We start from the raw sequence: 14,515 nt of genomic DNA on the forward strand, positions 1-14,515 counted from the left end.
GGCCCCCGCCAAAAGGAGCTGGCGATGCTGATCATTCGACCCGTAGAGCCTGCGGACCTGCCCGCGCTGGAAGCGCTGGCGCGCCAGGCCGTGCCGCCGCTGACCAACCTGCCGGCCAACCGCGAGCGCCTGGAGCAGCGCGTGGCGCGCTCCCAGGCCGCGTTCAACGACGAGGTGGACTACCCCGGCGACGAGCAATATACCTTCGTGCTGGTCAACACCGCAGCCGACGCCGCCGAGCGTGTGCTGGGTACCGCCACCGTGCGGGCCCGGGCCGGCGCACGCGAAGCCTATTACACCTACCGTCAGGAAACCCTGATTCACGCCTCCCAGCAGCTTAACGTGCGCCGGGAAGTGCAGACGCTGGCGCTGTCCCACGAGGTGTCTGACGCCACGCTGCTGTGCGCCATGTCGGTCCATCCGCGATATCAGGGCACCAGCGCCGAGAGCCTGCTGCGCCGGGCCCGGCTGATGTTTGTGGCCCAGTATCCCGAGCGCTTTGCCGACGTGCTGGCAGTGGCCTTTCCCGGGCATCTGGAAGCCGGCGGTGCATCACCGTTTTGGGAAAGCGTGGGCCGGCATTTTTTTGCTCGCAGCTACCAGGACATCAATCGCATTGCCGGGCTGCGCTCAAAAAGTTTCATCGCCGAGGTGATGCCGCAGTTTCCGCTGTATCTGCCGCTGCTGACCCCGGCGGCGCGGGCGGCCATCGGCCGCGAGCACCGGGCCCATGAGCCGGCGCTGAACGAAATGCTTGCCGAAGGCTTTGCGCGTTCGCGCCATGTGGATATCTTCGATGCCGGCCCGGTGATCAAAGCCGATCGCAGCGGGCTTGCCACCGTGCGCCGGGCGGCCTGGCATCCGGTGCGTATTCGCCCCGAGCACGCCCTGCCCGCCGCCGAGCCGGCGCTGGTGGCCAACCAGCAGCGCACCGGCTTTCGCTGCGTGGTGGCGCGCTATGCGCGCTCGCCCACCGGCCAGCTGATGCTCACCGCCGAGCAGGCCGAGGCGCTGGGCGTGGAGAAGGGCCGCGCCGTGCTGGCGGCACCGCTTTCACTGCCTGCCGCCGAAGACCGGCTCGACGAAGGAGAAATGTAATGCGCATTCGACCTATTGCCCGCGGCGATCTGGACGAGCTGCAGGCGCTTGCGCAGCAGGCCGGGGTGGGCTTTACCTCGCTGCCGGACAACCGCGAGTTCCTTGCCGGCAAGATCGAGTCGGCGGTGAACGCTCTTGACGCGGGCCGGGGCCGAGAAAGCCAGCTTTACTTTTTTGTCCTCGAAGACGAAGTGGGCGGCGAGCTGGCCGGCTGCTGCGCCATTGAAGGGCAGGTCGGCCACGACGTGCCGTTTTATCACTATCGGCTGGGCACGCTTGCGCACTCGTCGGTACAGCTGGATCTGCACCGCACGCTGGACACGCTGTTTTTAAGCTCGGATCACACCGGCAACGCCGAGGTCTGCTCGCTGTTCGTGCGCCCGGAATACCGCGGCGAGGCCAACCGCCACCTGCGCTGCGGTGCGCTTTTGTCCAAGGCGCGCTGGCTGTTTATCGCCGAGTTTCGCGAGCGTTTTCCCGACAAGGTATTGGCGGAAATGCGCGGGCTTTTCAACGACGACAACAAAAGCCCGTTCTGGGAAAGCCTGGGCCGGCACTTTTTTCCCATGGACTTTGACGAGGCCGACCGCCTGACCGGGCTTGGCCAGAAAAGCTTTATCGGCGAGCTGATGCCGCGCTTTCCCATCTACACCACCTTCATGCCCGAAGCGGCGCGCGCCTGCATCGGCCAGGTGCACCGGGATACCCGCCCGGCGCTTGCAATGCTGGAAAAAGAAGGGCTGCGCTGGGAAGGCTACATCGATATCTTCGACGGCGGCCCCACGGTAGAGGCCTACATTGACGACGTGCGCGCGGTGCGCGACTCAAGGCGCTATGGCGTTGAGGTAGACGCCGGCGCCGAGCAGGAAAGCACCGGCCGCTGGCTGGCGGCCACCACCGCGCTGCAGGGCTTTACCGCCGCCTGGATCGGCCGCGCTCCCGGCGCCGAGCACGTTGTGCTGACCCCCGCCGAAGCCCGGCGGCTAAACGTTGGCGCAGGCGACACCCTGCGCCTGCTGCAAACCTGACGCTGATACACTGAGCCGCTTACGGCCAAGGGAGACGGATATGCACGCCACGCAGCAGCAGCTGATCAACGGGGCATGGATCGACGGCGCCGCGCCGACGTTTGCCAAACACGACGGCGTTTCCGGCGGGCCGCTGTGGCAGGGCGCCGCCGCCGACGACGCTCAGGTCGCGACGGCGGTGAGCGCGGCCCGAAACGCCTTCGCCGGCTGGGCCAAAACGCCCTTTGCCGAGCGCCAGGCGCTGGCCGAGCGCTTCGCCGAAGTGCTCAACGCGCGCAAGGAGGTGCTTGCCGTCGCCGTTGCCAGCGAAACCGGCAAGCCGCTGTGGGAGGCGCGCACCGAGGTCGGGGCGATGATCGGCAAGGTGGGGCTGTCGCTTCAAGCCTATGCCGAGCGCACCGGCGAGCGCGAAAAACCCGCAGGCGAGGCCCGGGCGGTGCTGCGCCATCGCCCTCACGGGGTCATGGCCGTTTTCGGCCCGTACAACTTCCCCGGGCACCTGCCCAACGGCCATATCGTCCCGGCGCTGTTGGCGGGCAATACCGTGGTGTTCAAGCCCAGCGAGCAGGCCCCGCTCACCGCGGACTTGACCCTGCAGTGCTGGCTTGAGGCCGGCCTGCCCGACGGCGTGATCAACCTGGTGCAGGGCGGGGCGCCGGTAGGCCAGGCGCTGGCCGGTGACCCGGCCATCGACGGGCTTTTGTTTACCGGCAGTGCGGCGGTGGGCCGCATGCTGCACCGCCAGTTTGCCGGCCAGCCGGGCAAGATTCTGGCGCTGGAGCTTGGCGGCAACAACCCGCTGGTGGTGAAAAGCGTGCCCGACCAGCGCGCCGCGGTGCTGACGATTCTGCAGTCGGCGTTTGCCTCCGGCGGCCAGCGCTGCACCTGCGCTCGGCGCCTGCTGGTGCCCGAAGGCGAAGTGGGCGACCGGCTGGTCGAGGCGCTGGTGGACGCCGCGGGCAAGCTGCGCGTGGCCGAGCCCTTCGACGAGGCCAACCCGCCGTTTTACGCCGGCCTGGTCAGCGCTGCTGCCGCCGACGGCCTGCTGGAGGCCCAGCAGGCGCTGGAAGCTAAAGGTGCTACGGTGCTCCGGCGCATGGAGCGCCTGGCCGACGGTACCAGCCTTTTGAGCCCCGGCCTTCTTGACGTCACCGGGCTTGACGTGCCCGACGAGGAGCACTTCGGCCCGCTGCTCACCGTGCAGCGCTATGCCGGCTGGGACGAGGCCATTCGCCTGGCCAACAACACCCGCTACGGGCTTTCCGCCGGGCTGATCGGCGGCGAGCAGGCCGACTGGGACGATTTTCTGCTGCGCATTCGCGCCGGCATCGTCAACTGGAACCGCCAGACCACCGGCGCCTCGGGGGATGCGCCTTTCGGCGGCGTGGGCGACAGCGGCAACCACCGCCCCAGCGCCTACTACGCCGCGGACTACTGCGCCTACCCGGTGGCCTCCATGGAAACCGAGACCCTGGCGCTGCCCGAGCAGCTGCCGCCGGGGGTGAGGCTATGATCAGCGCGCGAGATAGCGACAGCGCCGTCGGGGTTAACGTCTGCGAAGTGAATTTTGACGGCCTGGTCGGCCCCACCCACAACTATTCGGGGCTGGCGGCGGGCAACGTGGCCTCAAGGCGCCACGCGGGATGGGTGGCCAACCCGCGGGAGGCCGCGCTGCAGGGGCTTGAGAAAATGCACGCGCTGTACCGAGCCGGCTACGCCCAGGGCGTGTTGCCGCCCCAGCAGCGCCCGGATACGGCCTTTCTGCGCCGGCTGGGCTTTGCCGGCAGCGACGCTGACGTGCTGGCCGCCGCCGCGCAGCGGGCACCGGCCATGCTGCGCGCGGCGTGCTCGGCCTCCAGCATGTGGACGGCCAACGCCGCCACGGTGACGCCAAGCGCAGACGCCCGGGACGGGCGGGTACATTTCACGCCGGCCAACCTGCAGTCCGGCCTGCACCGCTGCCTGGAGCCGGCCACCACCGGGCGTATGCTGCGCGCCATATTTGCCGATCCGGCGCATTTCGCCCACCATGCGCCGCTGCCGGCCACCCCGGCGCTGGCCGATGAAGGCGCGGCCAACCATACCCGGCTCGGCGCCGACTACGGCGCGCCCGGGGTGCATCTGTTCGTTTACGGGCGTGACGCCTTCGGCCTGGAGCCGGCGCCGGCACGCTTTACCGCCCGGCAAACCCGGGAGGCCAGCGAAGCCGTGGCCCGCCAGCACGGCCTGAATGAAGCGCAGACGGTGTTTGCCCGCCAGCACCCGGACGCCATTGATGCCGGGGTGTTTCACAACGACGTGATCGCGGTGGGTAACGGCCCGGTGCTGCTCTATCACGAGTATGCTTTTGCCGACGAGCAGGCCGTGCTTGACGCGCTGCGGGCGAAAATGCCCGAGCCGCTGATCCCCGTGCGCGTGCCGGCAGAGGCAGTAAGCCTCGACGCCGCCGTGGCGACCTACCTGTTCAACTCCCAGCTGCTGAGCAATCCCGACGGCAGCATGACGCTGGTCGTGCCCGGCGAGTGCCAGCACCATGAAGCCGTGTGGCGCACGCTGCAGGATTTGGTCCTGGCCGGCGCCAATCCCATCGGCGAGGTTATCGTCAAAGACGTCAAGCAAAGCATGCAAAACGGCGGCGGCCCGGCCTGTTTGCGCCTGCGGGTAGCGCTCAGCGGCGCCGAGTGCGCCGCGCTGTCCGGCCGTGTTTTGATGACCGACGAGCTTTATGCCGCGCTTGCCGGCTGGGTCAAACGCCACTATCGCGACCGTTTAGCGCCGGAGGATCTGGCCGATCCGCAGCTGGTGGCGGAGTCGCTTACCGCGCTGGACGAGCTGACGACCCTTCTGCAGCTGGGCGCGATCTATCCGTTTCAGCGCAGCGGCTGAGCGGGCAACGGGCATCAAGGAGTACAACGCGTGAGCCAACTGGTGTACTGGCTGGATCTGGCCGGGGTGATTGTCTTTGCGCTTTCCGGGGTGGTGCTGGCGTGTCGCAAGCGCATGGACCCGGTAGGCATGCTGGTTTTGGCCGCGGTGACCGGCATCGGCGGCGGTACGCTGCGCGATCTGGTGCTGGGCGTGCGTCCGGTATTCTGGGTGGACGACCCGACGTATCTATGGGTGATCGTGGCCACGGTGGCGCTTTCTCTGGTCGGCTTTCACTATATTCATCGGCTGTCGCGCGGGTTCATGCCGGTGGCCGATGCCTTCGGGCTTGCGATCTTCACCGCGCTTGGCAGCCACAAGGCGCTGGCGCTGGGCTATACCGGCGAGGTCGCCACGCTGATGGGCATGATGACCGGAGTCGCCGGCGGCATGATCCGCGATGTGCTGGCCCGGCGCGTGCCGATGGTGCTGCGCGAAGAGATCTACGCCACCGCGGCGTTTGCCGGCGGCGTGGCCTATGTGGTGCTGTATAGCCTGGGCGCCCCCACGGTGCTGACCATCGGCGCCTCGCTTGCCGCCACTCTGGGCCTGCGGCTGGCCGCCATTTACTGGGGGCTGGCGCTGCCGGTGTTTGCCTGGGTGACCATACCGACCAGGCCAGCGGAGGAGGGCCGGGCGGCAGCGCAAAAGGCCAAAGAGCGGGTGCGAATGATTCAGCGTCAGCGCAAGCGCCGTTGACCCCGCCGCTTTCGCGGAAAGTCGCTGCTGTTGGCCGGTGTTTTGTGGCATTATGCGCGGCGTTGGTAGCGACAGACTTTCAATGACAACACCAGGCAGGCAGCGAACGCCATGTTCAAGGATTTTTACACGCAGCGCGGTGATACCGTCGTTATCTCCGCCGAGCAGGCCAGCCGCTTCGCCAAGGGCGTGGCCGGTGATTACAATCCGATCCACAACCCTGATGCACGCCGCTTTTGTGTGCCCGGTGACCTGCTGTTTGCGCTGGTGCTGGAGCGCTTCGGGCTTTCCCAGCACATGGAGTTTTATTTTCTCAGCATGGTGGGGGCGGACACGCCGCTGACGTTTCGCCCGTCGGCCAGCGGCGATATTCACGTTATCGACGACGCCGGAAGGTGCTATCTGGAAGTGGTGCGCAGCGGCGAGACCACCTTTGAAGCGGAAGCGGTGGATGCTTTTACCCGCTGCTACGTGGCGTTTTCGGGCAAGAACTTTCCGCATTATTTAAAGCCTTTGATGCAAGCCCACGGCGTGATGTTCAATCCTCGCCGGCCGCTGGTGATCTACCACAGCATGGGGTTTACCCTGGAACGGCTGGACGGTTTTGCGCCGGGGCTGTCTCTGGCGCGCTCGTCGCTTGACGTTCAGGGCAAGCGTGCCGATGCGCTGCTGGAATTTACCATTGAATCGGCCGGAAAGCCGCTGGGCGTGGGCTCGAAAAAGCTGGTGGTCAGCGGCCTGTGCGACTACGACGCCGGGGAAATGGACGCCATTGTGGACGAGTTCTATCGCCTCAAGGCGGCCTGGGAAGCCGCCTGACGCGCCGGCGTGCCGGACGCCGGCGGCGCGCGCATCCCCGAACGGCCTGATCATCGGGCGCTGAAAAGCAATGGCTATATAAGTTGGCGCTGTGATAGCTTAACGGTTTGTGTTTTTTCTTTACCCATCAGCGCGTAAAGCATCGCCCCATGCGGGCGGTGATAAAAGCGCGCACCGCAACGCGGTGCCGGGGTTGAAGGTTCCATTACCACCTGATATTTATACAAAATGAAGAAACGCGCCTACAAGGAACGGTCTTATCCGACGCCCGAACAAGCCGCCTTGCTGGCGCAATCGTTTGGCTGCGCGCGTTTTGTCTGGAACAACACCCTGGCCTATCGCACCGAAGCGTATCAGCAGCGCGGGGAAACGCTCACCCACTCGGCAGCGGAAAAGCGGCTGGTGGCCCTCAAGGCGGAATATCCGTGGCTGAGGGACGTGTCCAGCGTGATCCTGCAACAAGCCCTGCGCGATCAAAAAGCGGCCTTCGATAACTTCTTCAACACCAAGCTCAAGGCGCGCTATCCGCGCTTCAAAGCCAAGAATGGCCGGCAATCCCTCCGGCTGACCAAGGCTGCCTTCCGCTATCGGGACGGCGAGATCACTATCGCCAAAACGAAAACACCGCTACCGATCCGCTGGAGCCGCCCATTGCCTGGCGCTCCCTCCAGCGTCACCCTTTCACGCGACCGTGCAGGCCGCTACTTCATTAGCTGCCTGTGCGAATTCACGCCCGAGCTGTTGCCGTTCTCTCCTAACACCGTGGGTATTGATCTGGGGCTGACCGACCTGTTCATCACCAGCCAGGGGCAAAAGTCAGGCAACCCGCGCTACCTCAAACGGTACGCCGCCAAACTGGCCTACCTGCAACGCCGATTGAGCAAAAAGCAGCGAGGCTCGAACAACCGCCACAAAATGCGCCGCAAGGTGGCGCGTCTGCACGCCAAGATAGCGGACTGCCGCCGCGATTCCATGCACAAGGCCACTCGAACGCTGATCAACGAAAACCAAGTGATCTGCGTCGAGACGTTGAACATTGTCGGCATGCTAAAGAACAAAACGCTGGCCAAAGCCATCAGCGATGCGGGCTGGGGCGAGTTCCTGCGCCAGCTGGCCTACAAGGCCGACTGGGCGGGCCGCCAGCTCATTCAGGTCAGCCGGTGGCTGCCCAGCAGCAAGACGTGCCACCATTGCGGCCACAAGATCAAAAAGCTGCCGCTATCGCAGCGCCACTGGCACTGTGACGGCTGCGGCCAAGCCATTGACCGCGATATCAATGCGGCCAGGAATATCGAAACCGCCGGACGGGCGGGGGTAGCCTGTGGAGCGACTGGATCGGGGGCTGTGGCCTAATCGTCACGGTCTAGTGAAGGCGTGTTGAAGCAGGAAGGTTCTCGGGGTGACCCTGGAACTCTCGCCCAAGGCGCAGTGCGCGGCGGGCGGGGAGTGTCAGACGCCATCAACATGAAGGCCATTGCCATGACGTTATCTAATAATATGCACGCCGGCAGCGCCGCCACTCGCCGGGAATCCGACCTGCTGGGCCACCTGGACGTGCCGGCATCCGCGTATTACGGCATTCAGACGCTGCGCGCGGTGCACAACTTTACGCTTAGCGGCGTGTCGCTTTCCCACCATCCCCGCCTGATTATGGCGCTGGCCATGGTCAAGCAGGCCGCCGCCGACGCCAACCATCGCCTGGGCAACCTGGAAACCCGTCGCTTTGAGGCCATCGAGCACGCCTGCCAGCGGATTATCCACGGCGAATACCACGACCAGTTCGTGGTCGACATGATTCAGGGCGGGGCAGGCACCTCGACCAACATGAACGCCAACGAAGTCATCGCCAACGTAGGGCTGGAATTTCTGGGGCGCGCCCGGGGGGACTACCAGCACCTGCATCCCAACAACGACGTCAACATGGCGCAGTCCACCAACGATGCCTACCCAACGGCGATTCGTCTGGGGCTGATGCTTGGCCACGATGACCTGCTGGAAAGCCTTTCCGGTCTGTGCCGGTCGTTTTCGCGCAAGGGCGATGCGTTCGCCGACGTGCTCAAGATGGGGCGCACCCAGCTGCAGGACGCCGTGCCCATGACGCTGGGCCAGGAGTTTCATGCCTTTGCCACAACGCTTGGCGAAGACCATGATCACCTCAAGCGCCGGGTGCCGATGCTTTTGCGCGCGGTCAATCTGGGCGGCACGGCCATCGGCACCGGCATCAATACCGATGCGCGCTATCAAAAAATCGCCGTCGAGCGCCTGGCCGCCATCAGCGAGCACGACGTGGCGCCGGCGCACGATCTGATCGAGGCCACCTCGGACATGGGCGATTTCGTCATGTTTTCGGGGATGCTCAAGCGGCTGGCGGTGAAGCTGTCCAAGATCTGTAACGACCTGCGCCTGCTTTCCAGCGGTCCGCGTACCGGCTTTAACGAGATCAATCTGCCGGCGCGCCAGCCGGGCAGCTCGATCATGCCGGGCAAGGTCAACCCGGTGATTCCCGAGGCGGTCAACCAGGTGGCGTTTGACGTTATCGGCAACGATCTGTCGCTGAGTCTTGCCGCCGAGGCCGGCCAGCTGCAGCTTAACGTCATGGAGCCGCTGATCGTCTACAAGATCTTTGACTCCATTCGTCTGCTGACCCGCGCCATGGATATGCTGGGCACGCTGTGCGTGGACGGTATTACCGCCAACGAAGCACACTGCCGGGAACTGGTCGAGCGCTCCATTGGCCTTGTGACCGCGCTCAATCCGTATATCGGCTACGACAACGCCACGCGCATCGCGCAAAAGGCGCTGACCACCGGGCGCGGCGTGCTGGAGCTGGTGCGCGAAGAAAACCTGCTGGACGACAACACTCTGACCGAGGCGCTGCGCCCGGAAAACATGGTCATGCCGCGCTAGGTCGCGGCGTAAAAAGCCTGCTGCCGCCGCCAGGCGGGGACTAGAGAGGGTGAAACAGCGAGGTCGTATCTTCCAGCAGCTGCTGGAACGGTTTGAGCTGGCTTTCGTGGAGAATCAGCCGCGTCTCTTCCCGGGCGGCTGCGCTGTGCGGGGGCAGCAAAAAGGCAAACTCGCCTTCTTCCAGATGAAACTCGTGAATTTCACGTAGCCCGGCATCGGTCTGGCACCGGCTGCTGCGATAGAAGTCGTCTTCGCCGTACACCAGACGGTGATACATCTTGAACAGGGTATACAGCGTCAGGCCATGGGCAAACGCCGGCCAGCTGGCGGGATGCGCGATGATTGCATCGTCCAGCGGCTGGCCGCCGCGCCTGGCGGTGGCAATGGCCTGGGCCAGCGGCGGGCCGAGCAGCGGGTGCGAGGTGGCGCTGCGTTCGCCGTAGAAGTCCGCCACCGCGGCGTTGAACGCCTCAAGGCTGCCCAGCGGGTAGTCGGTACAGATAAGCGCCTGGGGGTCGTCGTTGCCGTTTTCCCAGCCGTGGAGCACGCGCAGGGTCAAAAGGCCGCGCTCCATGGGGCAAAAGGCCAGCAGATAAAGCATGACCCGTATATGCAAAAGCCGTTCCTGGCTGTCGTTGTCAAACGCTGCATAGGGGTCGCTGAACAGATCGTGAAGACGACCCTGAACGTGCTCCTTGGCTTCGGTGTAGTGCATGGCGATCCCTTTATACGTGGCAGGAAAATGCGTAAGCCCTCAGGGTAGACCAAGAGCAGGGACTCGCCAAACATGGGGCCCTAATGGAGCTCTATGGGGAGCGCTAGCGGCCAAAAAGCCGGTCAGCCTCGCCCTGGCCGGCCTCGTGGGCCAGCAGCCACTGCTTGCGTGCAAGCCCGCCGGAGTAGCCGGTCAGCCGGCCGCCCGCGCCCACTACGCGATGGCAGGGCACGATAATGGCCAGCGGATTCTTGCCGTTGGCCATGCCCACCGCCCGGGCGGCGGTGGGTTTGCCCAGCGCGGCGGCAATCTCGCCGTAGGTGCGGGTCTCGCCGTAGGGAATGGCCTGGAGCTGGCGCCACACTGCCTGCTGAAACGCCGTACCCTCTGCGGCCAGCGGCAGGTCAAACTCTCTTCGCGTGCCGGCAAAGTATTCTGCCAGCTGCTGCTTGCAGCGCTCCAGCAGAACATGCGAGCGCGGCGTATTGGCCAGGGCGCGGGCAAGCCCTCGGGAAAAGTCCACGCGGGTAATGCCGGACGCATCGGCCGTCAGGGTTAGCCGCCCCAGCGGTGACGCCGCCGGCGGGTCGAAATGATCCAGATACATGGGCTAGGGCTCGGTTGGCAACGTATGGGCTAACGTATGGGCTCAGGGGGTGACCTTGCCGCGCAGGGCCTTGGTTTGGCCTCGGCGGGTTTTGTTGTCTGTGCGCTTGCGCCTGGCACTGCGGCTGGGGCGCGTGGGGCGGCGCTTTTTATGCACGGCGGCTGCGCTTTGGATCAGCGCTTGCAGGCGCGCCAGGGCGTCTTCCTTATTGCGCTCAAGCGTGCGGTGCTTTTGCGCCTTGATGATGATCACGCCGTCCTGGGTGATGCGCTGGTCGGAAAGCGCCAGCAGCCGCTCTTTGTAGAAGGGCGGCAGCGTCGAGCGGTGAATAGCAAAGCGCAGGTGCACGGCGGACGCCACTTTGTTGACGTTCTGCCCGCCGGGGCCCTGGGCGCGCACCTGCTCAATGTGAATTTCCCAGTCGGCAAGCGTTACGTTGTTGGAAATGCGCAGCATAAAAGCTCCTTGCACGTTCTGGCGCGATGCCGGCCTGATCAACGCGGATGCAGCCGCGCCTTGAGCGATGCAAGAAAGGTGTGAATCCGGGCGGCGTTGGTGCCCACGTCGCTTTTGCCAAGCCTTGAGGCCGAGCGCATGTCCACCCGGGTTTGGCCGTCTTTTTCACTCAGGCGCACCACCACGTCGTCCTTGAAGCCGAACCAGCGGGTGGTGGCCGTGGCTTCGACGCGCCTCGGCCCCACATCAGCAATGTGCCAGCCGGCATTTTGCATTTCCGTTTGAACGGCGGCAAGGACCGTGCCGGGCGGTGCATCCACCGTCAGCGGCTGGATCTCCGGGTAGGCGGCGCGCTGCTGCTCGGCGGTGCGCGCGCCGGGATAGTCCACGGCGTTGGGCGCTTTTCTGCGTGCATTCGCCACGGCCTCAAACGCCGGCGGGTTGGTCATATCGGTGGTGATGTCGTGAATCGCCGGCACCGCCTGGGCGCGCTGCCAGTGCTGCCAGGGTACGTACAATAGCGCCACTGCGGCGGCCATCACCAGCACGGCGACAGTGCCCGGACCGAAACGGCGCTTCACTGCGGCTGCAATCAGCGTCACAAGCCCCAGCGCGGCGGCGGCCACCGCGGCGTAGGTGGCGTAGCGCAAAAGGCTAAAGGCATCGCCCAGCGGCAGCATTTCCATGCGGTAAGCCGGGCCCGCAGCGGCGATCAGCACGGCGGAAGCCAGCAGCAGCGCGACGCTCAGCCAGGCCAGCCGGCGCGGCCAGCGAGGCCTTTTTGCGCGCTGGATAATCGGTTGGTGTGCCATGCAAGCCCCCTGTAAAAGTGAAGAATTGTATAGTTGATGGTTCAATCATGTACAGCTTGGCAGCCGGCTGCCAGAATTGCACGCAGCCGTATTTACGGCCGCCTATTTCATCAGGAGACTACGCTATGAGCCAGGTACATGCCTACGCCGCCCACGCTGAAGACGCGCCGCTTGTGCCTTTGACCATCGAACGCCGGGCGCTGCGCGACGACGACGTGGCCATTGATATTCACTACTGCGGCGTGTGCCACAGCGACCTGCACGTGGCGTATAACGACTGGGGCTCGACGCGCTATCCGATCGTGCCCGGCCACGAAATTGTCGGCAAGGTCACCGCCGTGGGCAAAAACGTCACCCGCGTGGCCGTGGGCGACGCGGTGGGCGTGGGCTGCATGGTGGATTCCTGCGGCAGCTGCGCGGCGTGCCACGACGGCGTGGAGCAGTACTGCTTAAACGGCGTGACCATGACCTACGGCAGCGACGACCGCATCGACGGCACCAAGACCCAGGGCGGCTACTCCAGCGCCATTGTCACCCGGGAAGATTTCGTGCTGACAATGCCCGAGGGCATCGAGCTGGCTTCGGCCGCGCCGCTGCTCTGCGCCGGCATTACCACCTACTCGCCGCTGCGCCATCACGGCGTGGGCAAGGGCCATAAAGTCGGCGTGATCGGCATGGGTGGGCTTGGCCACATGGGCGTGAAGCTGGCCCGGGCGCTGGGCGCGGAAGTGACGCTGTTCACCCGCTCCGAGGCCAAGGTGGAAGAGGCCAGGCGCAACGGCGCCCACCACGTGGTGGTGTCCACCGACGAGGCGCAGATGGAAGCCGTGGCCGAGACCTTTGATTTCATGCTCGACACCGTGCCCGTGGCCCACGATATCAACCCCTACCTGGACGCGCTCAAGTACGACGGCACGCATATTCTGGTAGGGCTGATCGAGCCCGTTGAGCCGGCCATCCACGGCGCCCGGCTGATCGGCAAGCGCCGCGCCGTGGCCGGCTCGCTGATCGGCGGCATTGCCGAAACCCAGGAAATGCTGGATTTCTGCGCCGCCCAGAAAATTACCTGCGACGTGGAAATGCTTGATATCAAACACATCAACGAAGCCTACGCGCGCATGCAGAAAGGCGACGTGCGCTACCGCTTTGTGATCGACATGGCGACGCTTGACGCCTAGTCCGCGCGCGCGGCCTCAATCCGGCTTGCGTAGCGCCGGGCGAGAAACGCGCCGACCAGAATCTGGATCTGGTTGTAGCACATGATCGGCAGCACGATCATGCCAAACCCCGGGTGGCCCGCGAACAGCACCTTGGCCATGGGCAGCCCGGAGGCGAGGCTTTTCTTCGAGCCGCAAAACACCACGGCGGTTTCGTCGGCAAGGCTAAAGCCCAGTCGCCGCGAGACGATCTGTGCCAGCCCGATCACCGCCGCCAGCAGCAGCGCACACAGGCCGATGGCAACCATAATCGCCAGCAGCGGCAGCTTCTGCCACAGCCCGTCGGCCACGGACTGGGAAAACGCGGTGTAGACGATCAGCACAATCACGCCCTGGTCGTAGCGGGTGGTCAACGTCTTGCGGCGGTTGAGCCACCTGCCCAGCACCGGGCGCATGGCTTGGCCGGCGGCAAACGGCACCAGCAGCTGCAAAAAGATATCGCGCAGGGCGTCGGCCACCGCAAAACTCCCGCCCGAAGAGCTCACCAGCAGAATCAGCAGGAAAGGCGTGAGCATCATGCCGAACACGTTGGACGCCGCCGCGCTGCAGATGGCGGCGGGCACGTTGCCTCGCGCCATGGCGGTAAAGGCGATCGACGACGACACCGCCGAGGGCAGCACGCCCAGATACAAAAAGCCCACCGCCAGGTCTTCGGGAATCAGCCCCGGGGCGAGCAGCGTAATCGGCAGCACCAGCAGCGGAAAGACGATAAACGTAAGCGCGGTGATGACCAGATGCAGCCGCCAGTGCATGGCGCCGTTGAGCACTTCGCCGCGCGAGAGTGCCGCCCCGTGCAGGAAAAACAGCAGCGCGACGGCTGCGACGCCGGCGCGGTCCAGCCAGCCGGCAAGGGGCGGGCCGGCAGGGAAGAAGGACGCCAGCGCAACGGTGGCCAGCAGTACCAGCGTGAAAGGGTCAAGACGTAGGCGCATAAAGGCAGCGACTCCTGGGTTCCAGGCGGTTTCAGGCGCCGGCAGCGCAAAGCCCTGCGGGTCCTTTGACTGGCCCGGAACGGGCGGGTAGGCGTGGTACGCTTGAGACAGTGCGTATGCACTGGATGAGCGTTCACCCTAAAAAATTTCCTGCTTGAAGGCCAGCGCTACCCGGCGGCTTTTGGCTCATGCCCGGCGATCGGTGCGCCGCGGGGCAGCTGTTGCCGGTGGCGCAGGTTGCCAGTAACCTTTCTGCAGCCTTTGCTGTGCCGGCAGAGGTGTGCGTCCGGCAGAGATGTG

At 65.1% G+C, this 14,515-nt stretch carries 14 protein-coding genes; 9 read left to right on the plus strand and 5 right to left on the minus strand.

Annotated features, from left to right (window positions below):
- The first annotated feature begins 24 nt into the window (after window positions 1–24).
- The 8 genes from ACZ415_RS08350 to ACZ415_RS08385 all read left to right on the plus strand — a co-directional run bounded on the left by ACZ415_RS08350 (window position 25) and on the right by ACZ415_RS08385 (window position 9,476).
- Entirely contained in the window at window positions 25–1,098 is a 1,074-nt protein-coding gene (locus ACZ415_RS08350; RefSeq protein ID WP_344701548.1) for an arginine N-succinyltransferase, read from the plus strand.
- Complete coding sequence (astA, locus tag ACZ415_RS08355) at window positions 1,098–2,126, plus strand: arginine N-succinyltransferase (RefSeq protein WP_344701546.1); 1,029 nt, start codon at window positions 1,098–1,100, stop codon at window positions 2,124–2,126. The genes ACZ415_RS08350 and astA overlap by 1 nt, the downstream gene beginning before the upstream one ends.
- Before the next feature lie 40 nt (window positions 2,127–2,166).
- On the plus strand, window positions 2,167–3,639 hold the full coding sequence (gene astD, locus ACZ415_RS08360) for a succinylglutamate-semialdehyde dehydrogenase (RefSeq protein ID WP_344701544.1): 1,473 nt from the start codon (window positions 2,167–2,169) through the stop codon (window positions 3,637–3,639).
- Window positions 3,636–5,012, plus strand: a complete 1,377-nt coding sequence (gene astB, locus ACZ415_RS08365; RefSeq protein ID WP_344701543.1) for an N-succinylarginine dihydrolase — start codon at window positions 3,636–3,638, stop codon at window positions 5,010–5,012. The genes astD and astB overlap by 4 nt, the downstream gene beginning before the upstream one ends.
- Window positions 5,013–5,042: 30 nt before the next feature.
- Window positions 5,043–5,750, plus strand: a complete 708-nt coding sequence (locus ACZ415_RS08370; RefSeq protein ID WP_344701541.1) for a trimeric intracellular cation channel family protein — start codon at window positions 5,043–5,045, stop codon at window positions 5,748–5,750.
- Window positions 5,751–5,861: 111 nt separating this feature from the next.
- A complete protein-coding gene (locus ACZ415_RS08375) occupies window positions 5,862–6,569 on the plus strand; it encodes a DUF3581 family protein (RefSeq protein ID WP_344701539.1) in 708 nt (235 codons plus the stop codon).
- Between the two features lie 228 nt (window positions 6,570–6,797).
- Window positions 6,798–7,922 (plus strand): RNA-guided endonuclease InsQ/TnpB family protein, encoded by a 1,125-nt coding sequence (locus ACZ415_RS08380; RefSeq protein WP_464387716.1) that lies wholly within the window; start codon window positions 6,798–6,800, stop codon window positions 7,920–7,922.
- Window positions 7,923–8,066: 144 nt separating this feature from the next.
- Window positions 8,067–9,476, plus strand: a complete 1,410-nt coding sequence (locus ACZ415_RS08385) for an aspartate ammonia-lyase (protein WP_344701563.1) — start codon at window positions 8,067–8,069, stop codon at window positions 9,474–9,476.
- Between the two features lie 40 nt (window positions 9,477–9,516).
- On the opposite strand, the gene ACZ415_RS08390 is transcribed toward ACZ415_RS08385, so the two are convergent.
- From ACZ415_RS08390 to ACZ415_RS08405, 4 genes are all read right to left on the minus strand, one after another.
- Window positions 9,517–10,191 carry a hypothetical protein gene (locus ACZ415_RS08390; RefSeq protein WP_344701535.1) on the minus strand — a complete coding sequence of 225 codons (675 nt, stop codon included), beginning with the start codon at window positions 10,189–10,191 and terminating at the stop codon, window positions 9,517–9,519.
- A gap of 103 nt (window positions 10,192–10,294) precedes the next feature.
- On the minus strand, window positions 10,295–10,798 hold the full coding sequence (locus ACZ415_RS08395; RefSeq protein WP_344701533.1) for a methylated-DNA--[protein]-cysteine S-methyltransferase: 504 nt from the start codon (window positions 10,796–10,798) through the stop codon (window positions 10,295–10,297).
- Between the two features lie 42 nt (window positions 10,799–10,840).
- Window positions 10,841–11,254, minus strand: a complete 414-nt coding sequence (gene arfB, locus ACZ415_RS08400; RefSeq protein ID WP_344701531.1) for an alternative ribosome rescue aminoacyl-tRNA hydrolase ArfB — start codon at window positions 11,252–11,254, stop codon at window positions 10,841–10,843.
- A gap of 38 nt (window positions 11,255–11,292) precedes the next feature.
- Window positions 11,293–12,066, minus strand: coding sequence for a DUF1499 domain-containing protein (locus ACZ415_RS08405; RefSeq protein WP_344701530.1), 774 nt, complete (start codon window positions 12,064–12,066; stop codon window positions 11,293–11,295).
- A gap of 125 nt (window positions 12,067–12,191) precedes the next feature.
- Here ACZ415_RS08405 and ACZ415_RS08410 point away from each other — a divergent pair, with 125 nt between their 5' ends.
- Window positions 12,192–13,244 carry an NAD(P)-dependent alcohol dehydrogenase gene (locus ACZ415_RS08410; protein ID WP_344701529.1) on the plus strand — a complete coding sequence of 351 codons (1,053 nt, stop codon included), beginning with the start codon at window positions 12,192–12,194 and terminating at the stop codon, window positions 13,242–13,244.
- Here the strand turns inward: ACZ415_RS08410 and ACZ415_RS08415 are convergent.
- Window positions 13,241–14,215, minus strand: coding sequence for a bile acid:sodium symporter family protein (locus ACZ415_RS08415; protein ID WP_344701528.1), 975 nt, complete (start codon window positions 14,213–14,215; stop codon window positions 13,241–13,243). The genes ACZ415_RS08410 and ACZ415_RS08415 overlap by 4 nt on opposite strands.
- Window positions 14,216–14,515 lie beyond the last annotated feature (300 nt).

The sequence above is a fragment of the Halomonas cibimaris genome (genome assembly GCF_055379665.1).

Excerpts from the sequence above, each read along its gene's own strand:
- ACZ415_RS08395 (WP_344701533.1), bottom strand. The coding sequence starts at position 10,798 with ATGTATCTGGATCATTTCGACCCGCCGGCGGCGTCACCGCTGGGGCGG.
- ACZ415_RS08415 (WP_344701528.1), bottom strand. The coding sequence starts at position 14,215 with ATGCGCCTACGTCTTGACCCTTTCACGCTGGTACTGCTGGCCACCGTT.
- astA (WP_344701546.1), top strand. The coding sequence starts at position 1,098 with ATGCGCATTCGACCTATTGCCCGCGGCGATCTGGACGAGCTGCAGGCG.
- ACZ415_RS08380 (WP_464387716.1), top strand. The coding sequence starts at position 6,798 with ATGAAGAAACGCGCCTACAAGGAACGGTCTTATCCGACGCCCGAACAA.
- ACZ415_RS08385 (WP_344701563.1), top strand. The coding sequence starts at position 8,067 with ATGCACGCCGGCAGCGCCGCCACTCGCCGGGAATCCGACCTGCTGGGC.
- arfB (WP_344701531.1), bottom strand. The coding sequence starts at position 11,254 with ATGCTGCGCATTTCCAACAACGTAACGCTTGCCGACTGGGAAATTCAC.
- ACZ415_RS08405 (WP_344701530.1), bottom strand. The coding sequence starts at position 12,066 with ATGGCACACCAACCGATTATCCAGCGCGCAAAAAGGCCTCGCTGGCCG.
- astB (WP_344701543.1), top strand. The coding sequence starts at position 3,636 with ATGATCAGCGCGCGAGATAGCGACAGCGCCGTCGGGGTTAACGTCTGC.
- ACZ415_RS08350 (WP_344701548.1), top strand. The coding sequence starts at position 25 with ATGCTGATCATTCGACCCGTAGAGCCTGCGGACCTGCCCGCGCTGGAA.
- astD (WP_344701544.1), top strand. The coding sequence starts at position 2,167 with ATGCACGCCACGCAGCAGCAGCTGATCAACGGGGCATGGATCGACGGC.
- ACZ415_RS08390 (WP_344701535.1), bottom strand. The coding sequence starts at position 10,191 with ATGCACTACACCGAAGCCAAGGAGCACGTTCAGGGTCGTCTTCACGAT.
- ACZ415_RS08410 (WP_344701529.1), top strand. The coding sequence starts at position 12,192 with ATGAGCCAGGTACATGCCTACGCCGCCCACGCTGAAGACGCGCCGCTT.
- ACZ415_RS08375 (WP_344701539.1), top strand. The coding sequence starts at position 5,862 with ATGTTCAAGGATTTTTACACGCAGCGCGGTGATACCGTCGTTATCTCC.